The sequence below is a fragment of the Oceanomicrobium pacificus genome, assembly GCF_009833495.1.
Classification (GTDB): Bacteria; Pseudomonadota; Alphaproteobacteria; order Rhodobacterales; family Rhodobacteraceae; genus Oceanomicrobium; species Oceanomicrobium pacificus.
Map to the genome: position 1 here is coordinate 1,199,908 of NZ_WUWG01000001.1, position 18,135 is coordinate 1,218,042.

Here is an 18,135-nt window from a genome sequence, read left to right on the forward strand (position 1 = left end):
TCCGGTCGCTCTCCGGGTCTTGGCGGGCAAGGCTCAGTTTGCGATCCGGACCGGTCGCCCGGATCAGGGTTCGAGCAGCGCGGCACGTGACCGCGAACTGAATTCCCGTCTGTATAGCATGGCGGCGACCGCGAGTGTCACCAGAATGAGCGGAATCGGGCCCAGCAGCCAGGCGAGCGCTGCGAGGCCGAAATAGATGGCCCTCAGCCCGCTGTTGAACGCGCGCGATGCCTGGTTGGAGAGTTTTCCCGCCTTTTCCGCCAGCGGATAGGCGTCCGGGTCGTCCGGATCGTTCGGCACCGCGGCCATGACAACGGCGCAATAGCCGAACAGCCGGTGCGACCAGACGAACCGCATGAAGGCAATGGCGAGAAAGAGCACCATCACGAGGACCTTGGCTTCCAGCACCGCGCGGGGCGCGGCCGTGTCGACACCAAGGTCTCCGAAGAGCGAGCGCATCAGATCGGTCTGGCCGATCAGCGCGAGCGTCCCGCCGAGCCCGATCATGCAGGCGGAGGCGAAAAAGGTCGTGCCCTGCCGCATCGTGCCGATCATCGAGGCATCGAACATGCGGTTTTCCCGCGTGACCATGCGCTGCATCCAGATCAGCCGGTAGCGGGTCATCAGCGCATGGGTGGACGGCCGTGTGCCGGTCGCCCTGTCGATCACGATGCCGGTCGCAAGCCAGAGCGCGATCAGGAGGCCCAGTCCGACACTGTCAAGCCAGCCGAGACCGGCCAGAACGGGTATGGTGTGATCCATCATGGCCAAGGCATAGCGGCAGTTTGCCTCTGGTCAAAATTCAAAATTGGTAATATTACTTTACCAAACGAGCCGAAGGGAGGCGCCGCCATGCAGATGCCCGAACCGTCCGCCGGGATCCTCGCCCGCAAGGCGGAGATTGTTGCCGGTCTGCGCGACCGCCTGCCTGCCGATGCGGTGATTTCCGATCCGGCCGAAACGCGGGCCTACGAATGCGACGCTCTGACGGCCTACAAATGCCCGCCGCTTGCGGTTGTCCTGCCCGCCTCGACCGAAGAAGTCGCGGCGGTTCTGGCCTATTGCCATGCCGAACGGGTGCCTGTGGTGCCGCGCGGATCCGGCACCTCGCTCGCGGGCGGGGCGCTGCCCACGGCGGATTCGGTCATCCTCGGCGTGGCGCGCCTCAATGATGTGATCGAGACCGACTATCCGAACCGGATCATCCGCGTGCAGTCGGGCCGGACCAACCTGTCGGTGACCGGCGCGGTGGAAGCGGACGGGTTCTTCTATGCACCCGACCCGTCGAGCCAGCTGGCCTGCGCCATCGCGGGCAATATCGCGATGAATTCGGGCGGAGCGCATTGCCTGAAATACGGGGTGACCACCAACAACCTGCTCGGCGTGACGATGGTCACGATGGAGGGCGAGGTGATCGAACTGGGCGGCGCGCATCTCGACGCGCCGGGCTATGACCTGCTCGGGTTGATCTGCGGGTCCGAGGGCCAACTCGGGGTCGTCACCGAGGCGACGTTGCGGATCATCCACAAGCCGCAGGGCGCGCGCCCGATCCTGATGGGTTTTGACAGCAACGAGGTCGCCGGCGCCTGCGTGTCGGACATTATCCGCGCAGGCGTGCTGCCGGTCGCGATCGAGTTCATGGACCGGCCCTGCATCCGTGCCTGCGAGGCCTTCGCGAAGGCCGGTTACCCGGATGTGGAGGCGCTGTTGATCGTCGAGGTGGAGGGCGCAGAGGCGGAAATTGCCGAACAGCTGTCCAAGATCACCGAGATCGCCCGCCGCCACAATCCTGTCGAGCTGCGCGAGAGCCGGAGCGAAACGGAGAGCGCGCTCATCTGGAAAGGCCGCAAGGCGGCGTTCGGCGCGATGGGGCAGATCAACGATTATATGTGCCTCGACGGGACGATTCCCGTGACCGAACTGCCGCGCGTGCTCGGCCGGATCGGGGAGCTGTCGAAGGAATACGGTCTCGACGTGGCCAACGTGTTCCATGCGGGCGACGGGAACATGCACCCGCTGATCCTGTTCGATGCCAATGCGGATGGCCAGCTGGAGACATGCGAGCGGCTGGGCGCGGAAATCCTGAAACTCTGTGTGGAGGTGGGGGGCTGCCTGACCGGAGAGCATGGCGTGGGTGTGGAGAAGCGCGACCTGATGATGACCCAATATTCCGCCGACGATCTGGAGGCGCAGCTGGCCGTGAAGGATGTGTTTGACCCGCGCTGGCTCCTCAATGCCGCCAAGGTCTTCCCGCTTGATGCCACCGCAAACCGGCGGTCCGCGGCATGAGGCCCGGAAGCGAGGCGGAACTGGCCGATTGCGTGGCCGGGCTGACCGGACCGGTTGCGGTGCGCTGCGGGGCCACGCGGGCGCCCGATGCCGGTGACTTGCCGGTTCTGTCGGCTGCAGGCCTGTCGGGGATCACGCTCTACGAGCCCGGCGCGCTGACCCTTGTCGCCGGCGCCGGCACGCCGATGGCCGAGATCGAGGAGACCCTGTCGGCGGAAGGCCAGATGCTGGCCTTCGAGCCAATGGATCACCGCCACCTGACCGGCCGCGACGGCGTGCCGACCATCGGCGGAGCGGTGGCGGTCAATGCCTCGGGTCCGCGCCGCATTCAGGCCGGTGCGCTGCGCGACAGCCTTCTCGGCGTGCGGTTCGTCGACGGGCAGGGGCGGGTCATCAAGAACGGCGGGCGGGTGATGAAGAATGTCACCGGCTACGATCTGGTGAAACTGATGGCGGGCAGCCATGGCACGCTCGGTGTCCTGAGCGAAGTGGCGATCAAGGTACTCCCCGCACCCGACGCGCGTGCGGTGCTGCTCTTCAACGGTCTGACGGACGCGGAAGCGGTGGAAGCGCTTTGCGCGGCGATGGGGTCGCCCTTCGACGTGACGGGAGCCGCGCATCTGCCCGCCGGGGTGGATGGCGATCCGGTGACGATGATCCGGATCGAAGGGTTCGAGGGATCGGTCGCGCTGCGCGCCAAGGCGCTGGCCGCGCATCTGGTGCGGTTCGGCACGCCGGAGGTCGAACGCGACATGGGCCGGACGGCCGCCGGCTGGGCTTTCGTGCGCGACCTGAAGGGATTTACGCAGGCCGATGCGGCCGTCTGGAAAATCTCCGTCCGACCGAGCGACGGGCCGAAGGTGGGTGCGGCCCTGCGCGCGGCGCAGCCCGATGTCGGGATTGTCTACGACTGGTCGGGCGGGCTCGTCTGGGCCGAATGGCCCGATACGGGCGACCTGCGGGTGCATCTCGCGGGCATCCCGGGCCATGCCACGCTGGTCCGGGCGGGCAGGGGGGCCACAGGCGCCGTCCCGCGTTTCGCGCCCGAACCGGCTCCTGTCGCGCGTCTGTCGGAGGGGCTGCGGGCGAAATTCGACCCGAGGGGGCTGTTCAACCCCGGCCTGATGACCGCACATGTCTGACCCGATGCCTGCCGCACGTCTCATTGTCTGCCCCGAGGAGCGCCGCCCGTGAAAACCGAATTTACCGCGGACCAGTTGCAGGATCCGGGCATTGCGCGGGCCAACGAGATCCTGCGCGCCTGCGTCCATTGCGGCTTCTGCACCGCGACCTGTCCGACCTATCAGGTGCTGGGCGACGAGCTCGATAGCCCGCGCGGCCGGATCTACCTGATCAAGGACATGCTGGAGCAGAACCGGCCCGCCGACGAGAAGACCGTCCGCCATATCGACCGGTGCCTGTCCTGTCTGGCCTGCATGACGACCTGTCCGTCGGGTGTCCATTACATGCATCTGGTCGATCACGCGCGGGAGCATATCGAGAAGACCTACAAGCGGCCCTTCGCGGACCGGGCGCTCCGCCGTCTGCTTGCGGCCATCCTGCCCTATCCGGGCCGGTTCCGGCTGGCGCTCGTCGGGGCGAAACTCGGCCGGCCGTTCCGCCGCCTGATGCCCGACCGCCGCCTGCGCGCCATGCTCGACATGGCGGACGCTCCGATCGCGGGTCCGGCGCGGCATGACGATCCGCAGGTCCACGCCTCAACGGGTCCGCGCAGGAAGCGCGTGGCGCTCCTGACAGGATGCGCGCAGAAAGCGCTCGATGCCGAGATCAATGCCGCCACGATCCGCCTTCTGACCCGGCATGGTTGCGATGTGGTCATCGCAGAGGGCATGGGCTGCTGCGGGGCGCTGACCCACCATATGGGCCGGACCGAAGACAGCCATGCCGCGGCCGCGCGCAACATTGCCGCCTGGACGGCGGAAATCACGGGCGAAGGGCTCGATGCGATTGTCATCAACACGTCGGGCTGCGGAACGACGGTGAAGGATTATGGCCATATGTTCCGCAATGCGCCCGAGGCCGAAGATGCGGCGCGGGTCTCGGCGCTCGCGCGGGATATATCCGAATTGGTGGCCGAACTGGACCTTGTGCCCGATCCGGATGTGGCGGAGGAGGTTGCGGCGCTGACTGTCGGCTATCACGCGGCCTGTTCGCTGCAACACGGGCAGCAGGTGAAAACCGCGCCGAAAGAGGCCCTGGCCGCCGCCGGATTCAAGGTTGCCGAGCCGCGTGACGCGCATCTGTGCTGCGGATCGGCAGGCACCTACAACCTGATGCAACCCGAGATTTCGAGCGAGTTGAAGCGCCGCAAGGTCGCCACGCTGGAAGCCGTCGCTCCGGACGTGATTGCGGCGGGCAATATCGGCTGCATGAAACAGATCGGGTCGGGCACGGGCGTGCCGGTCGTCCATACGGTGCAGTTGCTCGATTGGGCAACGGGCGGGCCGAAACCGGCGGCGCTGGTGAAATAATGCTTGGCGGCAGCGCCCAGTGCGGGGCTTAATGCTGCCACCATGCTGCGACGATTGCCTTTTCTCATCTGTCTGGCGCTGGGTCTGCCCGTAGCGGGCTTCGCCCAGTCCGAGGATACATCGCTTGAAAGCCTTGTGACATCCGCGCAGGTGCGCGGGTGGGAAGGCGTGGGCCGGCTCGACCTGTCGGGCGAGGGGTTCTGCACCGGTGCGCTGATCACCCCGCAGCTTGTGCTGACCGCGGCCCATTGCGTCTATTCAGCCGATACCGGCGCACAGATCCCGGCCAAGAAGATCACCTTCCGTGCGGGCCTTCAGGGCGGGCGCGCGGTGGCGCATCGCAAAGCGCAGCGGATCGTCGTTGACCCGGACTATGTCTACAGTTCGGAGGATCGCGTCAGCCGCGTAGCCAACGATATCGCGCTCGTCGAACTGGACCGGCCGATTGATTCGGTGACCGCCCGGCCGTTCGAGCGCTTCCATGCGCCGCGCCCCGGCGACACGGTGTCGGTCGTATCCTATGCCAAGGGACGGGCGGACAATCCGAGCTTGCAGGAGACCTGCCACATGATCGGGTCGGAGCGCGATGTGCTGATCCTGAGTTGCGATGTGAATTTCGGGGCCTCCGGTTCGCCGGTCTTCGTCCTGTCGGACGCCCGGCCCAAGATCGCGTCCGTGGTGTCGTCCATGGCGCAGCTTGACGGGGAAAGCGTGGCGCTCGGCACCTCGCTCGGGGCGCCGCTGGACCAGTTGATGAACCAGTTGGCGGCGCAGACCAATCCGGGCAACCGGACAATCCGCAACACCGGCCAGCATGGGTTCGGCTCGCTCAACCGCAGCCGCACCGGCGCGAAATTCGTGACCGTCACCAAGCCCTGACGGTGCGCACCGCAGGGTCTTGAAACCCGTTTCAACCTTCCCAAATAATCTGGTGCCGGGGGCCACTGACGGACCCGGCAAACACAGAGCGACCCGTCCGGAACGGAGGGTCGGAACCCCGTATCGCTTCTTTAGGAGGATGCACATGCGTACCTACGATTTCACCCCGCTCTACCGGTCCACCGTGGGCTTTGACCGTCTGGCCAACATGCTCGATTCGGTCCTGACCACCGACAATGCCCAGACCGGCTATCCGCCCTACAATATCGAGAAAACCGGCGACGATGCCTATCGCATCACGATCGCCGTGGCCGGCTTTACCGAGTCGGAACTCAGCATCGAGGCCCGCGACGGCCAGCTCGTGATTTCGGGCAAGAAAGATGCCGAGGAAGGCGACCGCACCTATCTGCACCGCGGCATCGCGACCCGCGCTTTCGAGAAGCGCTTCCAGCTGGCCGACCATGTGCGCGCCGAGGGCGCCGAGGTCGAGAATGGCCTTCTGCATGTCGATCTCGTCCGCGAAGTGCCCGAAGCACTGAAACCGCGCCGCATCTCCATCGGCAAGACCAGCGCGATCGAGAACAAGGCCGACGCCTGATCGCCAAGGCGCAACACGCGCAATGGCACCTGATGTTGGGGCCTGCCAGCCGGCAGGCCCTTTTTGATTCTCTTTGCGTCAGATCAAGGACCGCGACCGGGCCCGTCCCTAGAAAGGGCGTCGGGCGGCACCGGCGAAATCCAGTTTACCCCTTTCCTGTCCGGGGCCGCCCGCCAAAAGGGGAGATGACGGATGATGGCGGAGACGAAGACCCGATTTCCTGACGCAACCGCGGAGACCGTGGCGCGCGTCAAACGCAGTTTCGACCTGCTGTCGTCACGCTACCAGCCGACATCGCTCGCCTTCTACAACCGGCTCTTCGAGATCGACCCGAGCCTGCGCCAGATGTTCCGCGACGATATTCTGGGGCAGGGGATGAGCTTCATGCGCACGCTGCGCATCCTGATCGACAATCTGGAAAATCCCGGTGCCATTTCCGAGCGCTATACCGACCTTGGGCAGGGCCATGCGCTGATCGGGGTGGAGGCCGAGCATTTCGTGTCGATGGAAGAGGCGCTGATCGAGACCCTGCGCGAGGAACTGGGGCCGGCCTTCGACGATGATACGGAAACCGCGTGGCGCATCGCCTTCACCCGCGTTGCCGCCGAGATGATGGTGCGCGGCGGCATCGCCTGACGCTCAAACCAGTGCGGCCAGCCGGTCGAGATCGACATTGGCGCCGCAGACCATCACACCCACCCGTTCATCCGGCTCCGGCCGGTAGGCGCCGCTCGTCAGGGCGGCCAATGCCGTTGCACCGCCCGGCTCCACGGCGAGATTGAGGTGATGCCAGAGGGTTTTTTGCGCTTCCGTGATGGCCGCATCCGGCACGGTGAAACTGTCTGTAATAGCGGTTGCCCCGATGGCATGGGCCAATGACCCGATCCGCCGTGCGCCGAGCGAATCTGCGGCCACGCCGCTCACGGATATATCGACAGGCGCACCCGCCGCGCGGGCGGCGTGATAGGTGGGGGCGTTTTCCGGCTCCACCGCAATCACCCGCACCTGCCCGCCATACCAGGCGGCGATTCCACCGATGAACCCGCCGCCACCCACAGCGACGAGGAGCGTGTCGACCTCGGCCTGCGCGTCCAGCTCCAGCGCGGTCGTGCCCTGACCGGCCACGGTGTCCGGCGCGTCATAGGCATGGACCGAGAGGGCGCCCGTCTCGGCCTGCCATGCTTCGGCCGCGGCCAGCGCATCGGCATAGGCGCGTCCGGTCACGATCACCTCCGCCCCGAGCCGCCGGATGAGGTTCACCTTCGCCGGTGCGGAAATCTCGGGCACGAAAATGCGGACCGGATGACCAAGCTGCGCGGCCGCATAGGCCACCGCAGCCCCGTGATTGCCACCCGATGCCGCGACGACACCGGCCTTTGGCACATTCTGCGACAGCAGCGAATTGAACGCCCCGCGGGCTTTGAACGACCCGGCATGCTGCAGCGATTCGAGCTTCAGTGTGACGGGCTGCGGCACGCCGTTTGCGAACCCTTCGAGCACCGGCGTCCGGCGGATATGGGACCGGATGCGGGCATGGGCGGCGCGGATATCGTCCGGCGTGATCGGCAGGGTCATGGCGGGTCCTTCTCGCAGGCAGCACAACGGAATGGCGCCTCGCCCTTCTGGCATGTTTGCGCGGAGGCGGGAAGCGCTTGCCGCATCGGGAAAATTCCACGCGAGCGCCGGCAATGGCGGGCACGGACTGCAAAAATGCAAAACCGACTTGCGATGGAAATGAACGCTGGTTCAATTTTTTTGGTTGTTCTGGCGCAGGGCTTCGGTAATCATCTTTCGCAAGCGGCAAAAGCCGCAGGATCGCCGGCAACGTCCGGCGGACCATGAGACCGGGACAAACCGGTCTGCTAGGGAGGATTGCTGACGTGACGACGGGTGCTGGCCTTGTCGAAGGCCTGGAGACGTTTCCCAAAATTCTGGCCCGCAATGCCGAGAGATTCGGGTCCCGCCCGGCCTATCGCGAAAAGGCGTTCGGGATCTGGCAGAGCTGGACCTGGGCCGATGCCGCGCGGGAAGTGAACGCGCTGGCGCTCGGGCTTCTCGACATGGGGCTGGCCAAGGGCGATCACGTCGCGATCGTGGGCAACAACCGGCCGCAACTCTATATGGCGATGGTCGCGGTTCAGAGCTGTGGCGCGGTGCCGGTACCGGTCTATCAGGATGCGGTGGCCGAAGAGATGGCCTATGTGCTCGACCATTGCGGCGCCCGCTTCGCGGTGGTCGAGGATCAGGAGCAGGTCGACAAACTGCTGGAGATCACGGCCAAATTGCCGGGGCTGGAGGAGATCATCTATCTCGATCCGCGGGGCCTGCGGAAATACGACCATTCCAAGCTGCACCCGATGGCCGAGGTGGAGGCGCGCGGCCGCGAACGGGCCGACGACATGCAGGCCGACCATGCGCGCACGCTGCAAAGCCGGCTCGACGACCGGACCGCTGCGGGCACGGCGACGGACACATGCGTGATGCTCTACACGTCCGGCACGACCGGACGTCCCAAGGGCGTTGTTCTGTCGAACCTCAACATCATCTCCACGGCGCAGGCCTCCTCCGAATTCGATCACCTGAAAGCCTCGGATTCGGTGCTGGCCTACCTGCCGATGGCCTGGGTCGGGGATTTCATCTTCTCGATGGGCCAGTCCTACTGGACGGGCTTCTGCGTCTGCTGCCCCGAAAGCCCCGAGACGATGCAGACCGACCTGCGCGAGATCGGGCCGAGCTATTTCTTCGCGCCGCCGCGCTTCTTCGAAGGGCTGCTCACATCGGTGATGATCCGGATGGAGGATGCGTCGAAGTTGAAGCAGAAGCTCTTCCACCATTACATGAAGATCGCGCGCGACGTCGGCCCGCGCATCCTCGACGGGGAATCGGTCGGGCTGATCGACCGGTTGCGCTATGCGCTTGGCGGACTTCTGGTCTACGGCCCGCTGAAGAACACGCTGGGCCTGAGCCGGGTGCGCGTCGGCTACACGGCCGGGGAGGCGATCGGGCCGGAGATTTTCGACTTCTACCGGGCGCTCGGGATCAATCTCAAACAGCTCTACGGCCAGACCGAGGCGAGCGTTTTCATCACCCAGCAGCCCGACGGGCAGGTGCGGGCCGACACGGTCGGCGTGCCGAGCCCGGGGGTTGAGCTGCGCATCGATGATACTGGCGAGGTCTTCTACCGATCGCCGGGCGTCTTCGTGGAATATTACAAGAATCCCGACAGCACGGCGGATACCAAGGATGCCGAGGGCTGGGTCGCCACCGGCGATGCGGGCTTCATCGAGGAAGCGACCGGGCATCTGCGGATCATCGACCGGGCCAAGGATGTGGGCAAGATGGCCTCCGGCGCGCTCTTTGCGCCCAAATATGTCGAGAACAAGCTGAAATTCTATCCCAACATCCTGGAAGCTGTCGTGTTCGGTGACGGGCGCGACAGTTGCACGGCCTTTATCAATATCGACCTGACGGCGGTCGGCAACTGGGCCGAGCGCAACAATATCGCCTATGCCTCCTATCAGGAACTGGCAGGCCACCCGCAGGTCTATGCGATGATCCAGGATCATGTGGAGGAGGTGAACCGCTCGGTGGCCGAGGACGAGATGCTGTCGGGCTGCCAGATCAGCCGGTTCCTGATCCTGCACAAGGAACTGGATGCCGACGATGGCGAACTGACCCGGACCCGCAAGGTCCGCCGCCGGATCATCGAGGAGAAGTTCGCCGACCTGCTGACCGCGCTCTATGACGGGTCGCAGGAGATCTTCACCACCACCGAAGTGACCTACGAGGACGGGCGCAAGGGTGCGATCTCGGCCACGTTGGAGATCCGCGACGCAGCCACCGTGCCCGCAACCCCGCGCGAGGTGGCGGCATGAGCGCGGCGGAAAGCTATGTAACCGCCGACGGTCGCACCATCGGCGCGACCGTCATGGAAATGCGCAACATCACGCTGCGCTTCGGCGGCGTGGTCGCGATCAAGGATATCAGCTTCGACATCCGCGAGGGCGAGATCCGTGCGATCATCGGCCCGAACGGCGCGGGCAAAAGCTCGATGCTCAATGTCATCAACGGGTTCTACCATCCGCAGGAAGGCGAGATCTGGTTCAAGGGCGAGAAGCGCGCCCCGATGCGCCCGCACGAGATCGCCCATCAGGGCATCGCGCGGACCTTCCAGAACATTGCGCTCTTCAAGGGCATGTCGACGCTCGACAATATCATGACCGGGCGGTTCACCCACATGAAGTCGAATCTCCTGATGCAGGCCTTCTGGAAAGGCCCGGCGGAGCGCGAGGAAGTGGAAAACCGCGAGATCGCGGAGAAGATCATCGACTTTCTGGAAATCCAGCATATCCGCAAGACGCCGGTGGGCCGTCTGCCCTACGGGCTGCAGAAGCGGGTGGAACTGGGCCGGGCGCTCGCGGCCGAGCCGCGCCTTCTGCTTCTCGACGAGCCGATGGCCGGCATGAATGTCGAGGAGAAGGAGGATATGAGCCGCTTCATTCTCGATGTGAATGACGAGTTCGGCACGACCATCGCGCTCATCGAGCATGACATGGGCGTGGTGATGGACATTTCCGACCGTGTGGTCGTGATGGATTACGGCCGCAAGATCGGGGACGGCACGCCCGACGAAGTGCGCAACAATCAGGACGTGATCGACGCCTATCTCGGCGTTCCGCACGATTGAGGAGAGAGACAGATGCCCGAACAACTCCTCTTTGCGACCGAAGTGATCCTGAACGGGCTCATGGCGGGCGTGCTCTATGCGCTGGTGGCGCTGGGCTTCGTGCTCATCTTCAAGGCGTCGGGTGTGTTCAACTATGCCCAAGGTGTGATGGCGCTCTTCGCCGCGATGACGCTGGTCGGCATCCAGACGGGGCAGGTGCCCTTCGCGCATCTCATCAACACGATCCTCGGCACCGAGATCCACCATTTCGGCTGGCACGTGCCGGCGCTACTCTCGATCCTGCTGACGCTCGGCGTGATGATCCTGTTCGCAATCCTCGTGGAGCGGGTGCTCCTGAAACATCTGGTCAATCAGGAGCCGATCATCCTGTTCATGGCGACCATCGGCCTTGCCTATTTCATGGAAGGGTTCGGGGATCTGATGTGGGGGTCGGACATCAAGAAGCTCGATGTCGGCCTGCCGCAGGGCATTTCCGAGACGATCGACACCACCACTTACGAGTGGTTCGGCTACGGGTTCTTTATCGACAGGCTCGATATCGCCGCGACCATCGTGGCGGTGATCCTCGTGATCTCGCTGACGCTCTTCTCCCAGTATACCAAGACCGGCCGGGCGCTGCGCGCCGTGGCCGACGATCACCAGGCGGCGCTGTCTGTCGGCATCTCACTGCGGCGCATCTGGGTCATCGTCTGGTCGATTGCAGGCTTCGTGGCGCTCGTTGCGGGCATCATGTGGGGGGCCAAATCGGGCGTGCAATTCTCGCTGTCGCTCATCGCGCTGAAGGCTCTGCCGGTGCTGATGCTGGGCGGCTTCACCTCGATCCCGGGCGCGATTGTCGGCGGGCTGATTATCGGGGTGGGTGAGAAACTCTTCGAATTCGCCATCGGCCCGATGGTCGGCGGCGCGACGGAAAACTGGTTTGCCTATGTGCTGGCGTTGATCTTCCTGGTCTTTCGCCCGCAGGGCCTGTTTGGGGAGAAGATCATTGAACGGGTCTGATCGCATGTCGAAATCGGTGGCCACGCTCTGCGTGATCGGCTGGTCCGCCTTCTGGTGTTTCGGGTTCCTCGCGCTGAGCGCGCCGGCGCCGCAGGCCGCGACCCTGCCGATGCTGCTGGCCTTTGCCGGCTTCATCGCCGGCAGCTGGAGCTACCTGACACTGGCGCGCCGGCAGTCGCCGATGCCGCGCCTGCAGGATGACAGCGGGGAGGCACCGGATGTTCTATCGTGAGGCAGGCGACTTCAAGACGAGCTACGCGGCCGACCAGCAGACCTTCCCGATTGCGTTCGACCGCTACCGCTACTGGGCGGTGCTGGCCATCGCCATCGGCGTCGTGCCCTTCTTCATCAACGACTATTGGGCCAATGCGGTCCTGCTGCCCTTCCTGATCTACGCGATTGCGGCGATCGGGCTGAACATCCTGACCGGCTATTGCGGGCAGGTCAGCCTAGGCACCGGTGGGTTCATGGCGGTGGGTGCCTATGCGTCCTACAAGCTGATGACCGCCTTCCCGGATCTCAACTTCGTGCTGGTGGTGCTTCTGTCTGGCGGGGTCACTGCGGCTGTCGGGATGATTTTCGGCCTGCCGTCGCTGCGCATCAAGGGCTTCTATCTGGCGGTGGCGACGCTTGCTGCGCAGTTCTTCCTTGTCTGGCTCTTCAACAAGGTGCCGTGGTTCTACAACTATTCCGCCTCTGGCCAGATCAACGCGCCGGAGCGCACCATCTTCGGCCACGCGGTGACCGGCGCGGCGGCCAGTCCGACGGCCAAATATCTCTTCTGCCTCTTCTTCGTGATCCTGCTCGCGGTTGTCGCGCGCAACCTGACACGCGGGCGGATCGGGCGGTCCTGGATGTCGATCCGCGACATGGACATCGCGGCCGAGATCATCGGCGTGAACCCGCTGCGCACCAAATTGTCGGCCTTCGCCATCTCCTCCTTCTTCGTGGGAGTGGCGGGCGCGCTCTTCTTCAGCGTCTATCTCGGCGCGGTCGAGGTGACGGAGGCTTTCGGCATCCAGAAGAGCTTTCTGGTCCTCTTCATGATCATCATCGGGGGCCTGGGATCCATTTTCGGGTCCTTCGCCGGCGCGGCCTTCATGGTCCTGCTGCCGGTGCTTCTGAAAAATGTCATGGTGGGCAGCCTTGGGTGGCCCACGGATATCGCGGCGCATTTCGAGTTCATCATCGTTGGCGCCCTGATCATGTTTTTCCTGATCGTGGAGCCGCACGGGCTGGCGCAGCTCTGGCGCATCCTGAAGGAGAAACTGCGACTCTGGCCCTTCCCGCACTGAGCGGGGGTGGCCCAAGACCCGCACCCGCCACAGGCGGGGCGACATTGCCGAAACTTTTCTGGGAGGAAAAATCGCATGACATTCAAGAGAACCGCCGCGGTCGCCCTGACGGCGCTGATGGCCGCGAGCCCGGCGCTGGCCGATCTCGTCTTTCCGTCGCTGAGCTACCGCACCGGCCCCTATGCCGCGAACGGCATCCCCTTCGCGGACGGCTATGCGGATTATTTCACGCTGGTCAACGAACGTGACGGCGGGATCGGTGGCGTGCCGGCCCGGGTGCTGGAATGCGAGACCGGCTACAACACCGAGAAAGGTGTCGAGTGCTACGAGTCGACCAAGGGCGAGGGTGCGCTGGTCTATCAGCCGCTGTCCACCGGGATCACCTACCAGCTGATCCCCAAAGCCTCGGCCGACGGAATCCCGATCCACTCGATGGGCTACGGGCGCACATCGGCGGCCAACGGCAAGGTGTTCCCGTGGGTCTTCAACTATCCGGCCAACTACTGGAACGGGGCGAGCCACGCGGTAAACCATGTGCTCGACCTGAACGGTGGCGACCTGTCGGGCAAGAAGATCGCGCTCGTCTATCACAACTCGGCCTATGGCAAGGAACCGATCCGCACGCTGGAGGAACTGTCCGCCAAGCACGGGTTCGAACTGTCGCTGCTGCCCGTCGACCATCCCGGTCAGGAGCAGAAGTCCCAGTGGCTGCAGATCCGCCGCGAAAAGCCCGACTATGTCTTCATGTGGGGCTGGGGCGTGATGAACCAGGTCGCCATTCAGGAAGCCGCGAACATCCGCTTCCCGATGGAAAACTTCGTCGGCATCTGGTGGTCGGGTTCGGAAAATGACGTGATTCCGGCCGGTGACGGAGCCAATGGCTACAAGGCGCTGGCGCTGCACAATACCGGCAGCGATTTCCCGGTCTTCGACGATATCCAGAAATATGTCGTCGATGCGGGCAAGGCTGCGGGCGCGGGCGACCAGATCGGCACCGTGCTCTACAACCGTGGTCTCTATGCCGCGATGCTGGCCGTCGAAGCCGCCAAGAAGGCGCAGGAAATCCATGGCACGGCAGACATCACGCCCGCGATGATGCGCGACGGGATGGAAGCGCTGGAAATCTCCGAAGAGAGCCAGGCCGCGCTCGGCATGCCGAATTTCGGTCCGACCTTCACCGTGTCCTGTGAAAACCATGGCGGCCCGGGCCTCGGCGCGGTGCAGCAGTGGGATGCGGCAGCGCAGACTTGGTCGCTCATCACCGATTTCGGTCCCTCCGACATGGAGGTGATCGGCGCGCTGATCGAAGAAGACAGCGCGGCCTATGCGGCAGAGAACGGCATCGAGCCGGCCTGCAGCTGATCGGCTGACATGACAAAAGCCTGTCCGGCCAAGCGCCGGGCAGGCCCCCACCCACAAGGACTTGCACCATGCTCGACGCGACCGACGCTCAGGACACCCTGCTCGAGGTGAAGAATATCGAGGTGATCTACAATCACGTGATCCTCGTGCTCAAAGGCGTGTCCCTGACGGTGCCCAAGGGCGGGATCATCGCGCTTCTGGGCGGCAATGGCGCGGGCAAGACGACCACGCTGAAGGCGATCTCCAATCTGCTCCATTCCGAGCGCGGAGAAGTGACGAAAGGCAGCATCCTGTATCGCAACCGGCCCGTCGCGGACCTGAATCCGTCGGAGCTGGTGAAGACGGGCGTCATCCAGGTTATGGAAGGCCGCCATTGTTTCGAACATCTGACCATCGAGGAAAACCTGCTGACCGGCGCCTACACGCGTCGTGACGGCGCGGCCCGCGTGCAGGAAGATCTGGACATGGTCTATACTTATTTTCCGCGCCTGAAAGAGCGCCGCCGCAGTCAGGCAGGCTACACGTCGGGCGGCGAGCAGCAGATGTGCGCGATCGGGCGCGCGCTCATGTCCCGGCCCGAGACGATCCTTCTCGACGAGCCGTCCATGGGTCTGGCTCCGCAGCTTGTGGAAGAGATTTTCCAGATCGTGCGCGACCTGAACGAGAAGGAGGGCGTCTCCTTCCTTCTGGCCGAGCAGAACACCAACGTGGCGCTCAAATATGCCCATTACGGCTATATTCTGGAAAGCGGTCGCGTCGTCATGGACGGACCGGCAGCGGATCTGCGCGAAAACCCGGACGTTAAGGAATTCTATCTCGGCATGTCCGAAGAAGGGCGCAAATCCTTCCGCGACGTGCGGTCCTACCGGCGGCGCAAGCGCTGGCTGAGTTGATGCCCGGCGCGGAAGCGGACAAGGTTGCCTGCCGGACGCCGAACGCGGACGGCGTGACCAACATTCCGGCTTGGAAATTCGAGGCGATGCGGGCGGCCATTCTGGCGGCGCTGGCCGGCGGTCCATTGACGCTGAAGGCGCTCACCGATGCGGTTCCCGACCATCTGTCGGACACGGACCGTGCGGGGATGGGCTCGGTCGGCTGGCATGTCGCCACCGTGAAACTGGAACTGGAAATGCGCGGCGAGATCGGGCGCGTGCCCGGCGCGACGCCGCAACAGATCGAATTGCGACAGGAGAGCGAGGCATGATGACGAGGCCCGACGCACGAGAGACCCGCAGCGCCGACCAGCGGGCGAGCGATCTGGCCCGCGATCTGCCGGCCCTCATTGCCCATGCAAAATCCGAGGCACCTGCGATGCGCGACGCGCTTGCCGATGTCTCGCCTGCAGCGGTGACCGACCGCGCCGCTTTGGTCCGGCTGCCGGTGTTGCGCAAGTCCGATCTTGTCGCCGCGCAGGCGGCCCGCCCGCCGCTCGGTGGCTATGCGGCCTTCCGAGACGGGCAGGTGCGCCACTATTTCCAGTCGCCGGGTCCGATCTACGAGCCTGCCGGGCGCGGCGCGGACTGGTTCCGGCTGGGCCGCTTCCTGCGCGCAAGCGGGGTCGGCGCTGGCGATCTTGTGCAGAACTGCTTTTCCTATCACCTGACGCCGGCCGGCATGATGTTCGAGAGCGCGGCTGAGGCCGTGGGCGCGTCGGTGCTGCCCGCGGGCACCGGCCAGACCGAATTGCAGGCCCGCGCGGCAGCCGATCTGGGTGTCACCGTCTATGCGGGCACGCCCGACTATCTGCGGGTGATTTTGGAAGCTGCGGACGCCGACGGGCATGACCTGTCCCGCCTGACCCGCGCAACCGTGAGCGGCGGGGCGCTTTTCCCGAGCCTGCGCGCGGCCTATGCCGATCGCGGGATCGCCTGTCGCCAATGCTACGCGACGGCCGATCTGGGGCTGATCGCCTACGAATCGGACGCGATGGAAGGGATGATCGCTGACGAGGATGTGCTGATCGAGATCGTCACGCCCGGCACCGGGGATCCGGTGCCGCAGGGCGAGGTGGGCGAGGTGCTCGTCACGAGTTTCAACCGGGACTATCCGCTGATCCGTTTCGCCACCGGTGACCTGTCGGCGGTTCTGCCGGGCACGAGCCCGTGCGGGCGGACCAACCTGCGGATCAAGGGATGGATGGGTCGCGCCGACCAGACCGCGAAGATCAAGGGCATGTTCGTGCGACCCGAACAGGTGGCCGAACTGGTCAGCCGTGTCGGCGGCGCGGAGCGGGCGCGGGTGGAAGTGGACCGCGCGGGCGAGCAGGACCGGATGGTCGTGCGGCTCGAAGGCAGCGGCATGGATGCGGACGCGGCGGCCGATGCGGTGCGCGCGGCGCTCAAGTTGCGCGGCGAGGTTGTGCTGGAAGCGCCCGGCGCGCTGCCGCGCGACGGGCTGGTGATCGAGGACAAGCGCAGCTACGACTGACGCCTGTTCTATCGCGTCACATCGGGATCGGGTGGGCCTTGTAGATCGCCTGAATGTCCCGCTGCACCTCGTCCGACAGGGTCATGCCGGCGGCGCCGAGATCGGTTTTCAACTGGTCCATAGAAGTCGCTCCGATGATCGTCGAAGTCATGAAGGGCCGCCCGATACAGAAGGCGAGCGCCATCTGGGACGGATCGAGCCCGTGCTTCTTGGCCAGTTCGACATATTTCGTGACCACGGCAAGGCTGCGCGGCGTTGCCCGCCCGCCCAGATCGGCGGCAATCGACCGGCGTGACCCCGCGGGGATCTCGCCGCCTTCATATTTGCCCGACAGCATGCCCGCGGCGAGCGGCGAATAGGCGAGCAGCCCGACCTCTTCATGGTGGGACAGTTCGGCAAAGTCGAGATCGTAGATCCGGTGCATCAGGCTGTATTCGTTCTGCATCGAGACGACGCGCGGCAAGCTCTTCGCTTCGGCAATCTGGAGATATTTCGCCGTCCCCCAGACGGTTTCATTGGATAGGCCGAGCATCCGGATCTTGCCCTGATCGACGAACTTCTGCGCCGTCTCCAATATGGCCTCGATCTCGGCCAGCGACTGCGCCCGGTCCTGCTCATGCGGGCGGTAGGTCCAGCTCTGCCGGAAATGGTAGGAGCCGCGGTTCGGCCAGTGGATCTGGTAGAGGTCGATATAGTCGGTATCGAGCCGCTTCAGGCTCGCATGGAGCGCGTCTTCCATCCCCTGCGGCGTGATCTTGCCGCCGTCGCGGATCCATTTCGGGCCCGGACCCGTCACCTTGCTGGCGAGCACGATCCTGTCGCGGTTGCCTTGCGCCTTGAACCAAGTGCCGATGATCTCCTCGGTGCGGCCCTGCGTGTCGCCGCTGATCGGATTGGTCGGGTAAAGCTCGGCCGTGTCGATGAAATTGACGCCCTGATCGGCCGCATAGGACATCTGCTCGTGGCCCTCGGCCTCGCTGTTCTGGGTGCCCCAGGTCATCGACCCGAGACAGATTTCGCTGACCTCGATGCCGGAACGGCCGAGCGTATTCATTTTCATGTGGAGTGCCTCCCGTGACTGTCGGCGTGACCGTGCACAGGCAGGCG

Annotated in this window: 18 protein-coding genes; 15 read left to right on the forward strand and 3 right to left on the reverse strand. The window is 64.8% G+C overall.

The features are described 5' to 3' along the window. Positions 1–63 precede the first annotated feature (63 nt). A complete protein-coding gene (locus GSH16_RS05915) occupies positions 64–765 on the reverse strand; it encodes a DUF599 domain-containing protein (RefSeq protein ID WP_235912947.1) in 702 nt (233 codons plus the stop codon). An 87-nt stretch (positions 766–852) separates the two neighbouring features. Here GSH16_RS05915 and GSH16_RS05920 point away from each other — a divergent pair, with 87 nt between their 5' ends. The 6 genes from GSH16_RS05920 to GSH16_RS05945 all read left to right on the forward strand — a co-directional run bounded on the left by GSH16_RS05920 (position 853) and on the right by GSH16_RS05945 (position 6,894). Beyond that, a complete protein-coding gene (locus tag GSH16_RS05920) occupies positions 853–2,289 on the forward strand; it encodes an FAD-linked oxidase C-terminal domain-containing protein (protein ID WP_160852817.1) in 1,437 nt (478 codons plus the stop codon). Continuing rightward, positions 2,286–3,431 carry an FAD-binding protein gene (locus tag GSH16_RS05925; protein ID WP_160852819.1) on the forward strand — a complete coding sequence of 382 codons (1,146 nt, stop codon included), beginning with the start codon at positions 2,286–2,288 and terminating at the stop codon, positions 3,429–3,431. The genes GSH16_RS05920 and GSH16_RS05925 overlap by 4 nt, the downstream gene beginning before the upstream one ends. Before the next feature lie 48 nt (positions 3,432–3,479). Further along, positions 3,480–4,781: a glycolate oxidase subunit GlcF gene (gene glcF, locus GSH16_RS05930; RefSeq protein ID WP_160852821.1), complete on the forward strand. Its 1,302-nt coding sequence runs from the start codon at positions 3,480–3,482 to the stop codon at positions 4,779–4,781. A 42-nt stretch (positions 4,782–4,823) separates the two neighbouring features. Then, a complete protein-coding gene (locus GSH16_RS05935) occupies positions 4,824–5,660 on the forward strand; it encodes a trypsin-like serine peptidase (RefSeq protein WP_160852823.1) in 837 nt (278 codons plus the stop codon). 145 nt (positions 5,661–5,805) lie between these two features. Then, positions 5,806–6,258 carry an Hsp20 family protein gene (locus GSH16_RS05940; RefSeq protein ID WP_160852825.1) on the forward strand — a complete coding sequence of 151 codons (453 nt, stop codon included), beginning with the start codon at positions 5,806–5,808 and terminating at the stop codon, positions 6,256–6,258. Positions 6,259–6,453: 195 nt separating this feature from the next. Further along, entirely contained in the window at positions 6,454–6,894 is a 441-nt protein-coding gene (locus tag GSH16_RS05945) for a globin domain-containing protein (protein WP_160852827.1), read from the forward strand. A gap of 3 nt (positions 6,895–6,897) precedes the next feature. Here GSH16_RS05945 and GSH16_RS05950 read toward each other — a convergent pair whose 3' ends face one another. Then, on the reverse strand, positions 6,898–7,833 hold the full coding sequence (locus GSH16_RS05950; protein ID WP_160852829.1) for a threonine/serine dehydratase: 936 nt from the start codon (positions 7,831–7,833) through the stop codon (positions 6,898–6,900). Between the two features lie 263 nt (positions 7,834–8,096). On the opposite strand from GSH16_RS05950, the gene GSH16_RS05955 reads away from it, so the two are divergent. The 9 genes from GSH16_RS05955 to GSH16_RS05995 all read left to right on the forward strand — a co-directional run bounded on the left by GSH16_RS05955 (position 8,097) and on the right by GSH16_RS05995 (position 17,028). After that, complete coding sequence (locus GSH16_RS05955; RefSeq protein WP_160852831.1) at positions 8,097–10,133, forward strand: AMP-binding protein; 2,037 nt, start codon at positions 8,097–8,099, stop codon at positions 10,131–10,133. Further along, a complete protein-coding gene (locus tag GSH16_RS05960) occupies positions 10,130–10,945 on the forward strand; it encodes an ABC transporter ATP-binding protein (protein ID WP_160852833.1) in 816 nt (271 codons plus the stop codon). Before GSH16_RS05955 ends, GSH16_RS05960 begins: the two co-directional genes overlap by 4 nt. A 12-nt stretch (positions 10,946–10,957) precedes the next feature. Next, entirely contained in the window at positions 10,958–11,944 is a 987-nt protein-coding gene (locus GSH16_RS05965; RefSeq protein WP_160852835.1) for a branched-chain amino acid ABC transporter permease, read from the forward strand. Between the two features lie 4 nt (positions 11,945–11,948). Further along, positions 11,949–12,176: a hypothetical protein gene (locus GSH16_RS05970; RefSeq protein WP_160852837.1), complete on the forward strand. Its 228-nt coding sequence runs from the start codon at positions 11,949–11,951 to the stop codon at positions 12,174–12,176. After that, positions 12,163–13,239, forward strand: a complete 1,077-nt coding sequence (locus tag GSH16_RS05975; protein WP_160852839.1) for a branched-chain amino acid ABC transporter permease — start codon at positions 12,163–12,165, stop codon at positions 13,237–13,239. Before GSH16_RS05970 ends, GSH16_RS05975 begins: the two co-directional genes overlap by 14 nt. 75 nt (positions 13,240–13,314) lie before the next feature. Further along, positions 13,315–14,601, forward strand: a complete 1,287-nt coding sequence (locus GSH16_RS05980; protein ID WP_160852841.1) for an ABC transporter substrate-binding protein — start codon at positions 13,315–13,317, stop codon at positions 14,599–14,601. A 68-nt stretch (positions 14,602–14,669) separates the two neighbouring features. Continuing rightward, positions 14,670–15,494, forward strand: coding sequence for an ABC transporter ATP-binding protein (locus GSH16_RS05985; protein ID WP_160852843.1), 825 nt, complete (start codon positions 14,670–14,672; stop codon positions 15,492–15,494). Beyond that, positions 15,494–15,805 carry a DUF6958 family protein gene (locus GSH16_RS05990; protein WP_160852845.1) on the forward strand — a complete coding sequence of 104 codons (312 nt, stop codon included), beginning with the start codon at positions 15,494–15,496 and terminating at the stop codon, positions 15,803–15,805. The genes GSH16_RS05985 and GSH16_RS05990 overlap by 1 nt, the downstream gene beginning before the upstream one ends. Further along, positions 15,805–17,028, forward strand: a complete 1,224-nt coding sequence (locus GSH16_RS05995; protein ID WP_160853071.1) for a phenylacetate--CoA ligase family protein — start codon at positions 15,805–15,807, stop codon at positions 17,026–17,028. Before GSH16_RS05990 ends, GSH16_RS05995 begins: the two co-directional genes overlap by 1 nt. Before the next feature lie 16 nt (positions 17,029–17,044). Here the strand turns inward: GSH16_RS05995 and GSH16_RS06000 are convergent, their stop codons facing one another. Beyond that, positions 17,045–18,088, reverse strand: coding sequence for an aldo/keto reductase (locus GSH16_RS06000; RefSeq protein WP_160852847.1), 1,044 nt, complete (start codon positions 18,086–18,088; stop codon positions 17,045–17,047). Positions 18,089–18,135: the final 47 nt, after the last annotated feature.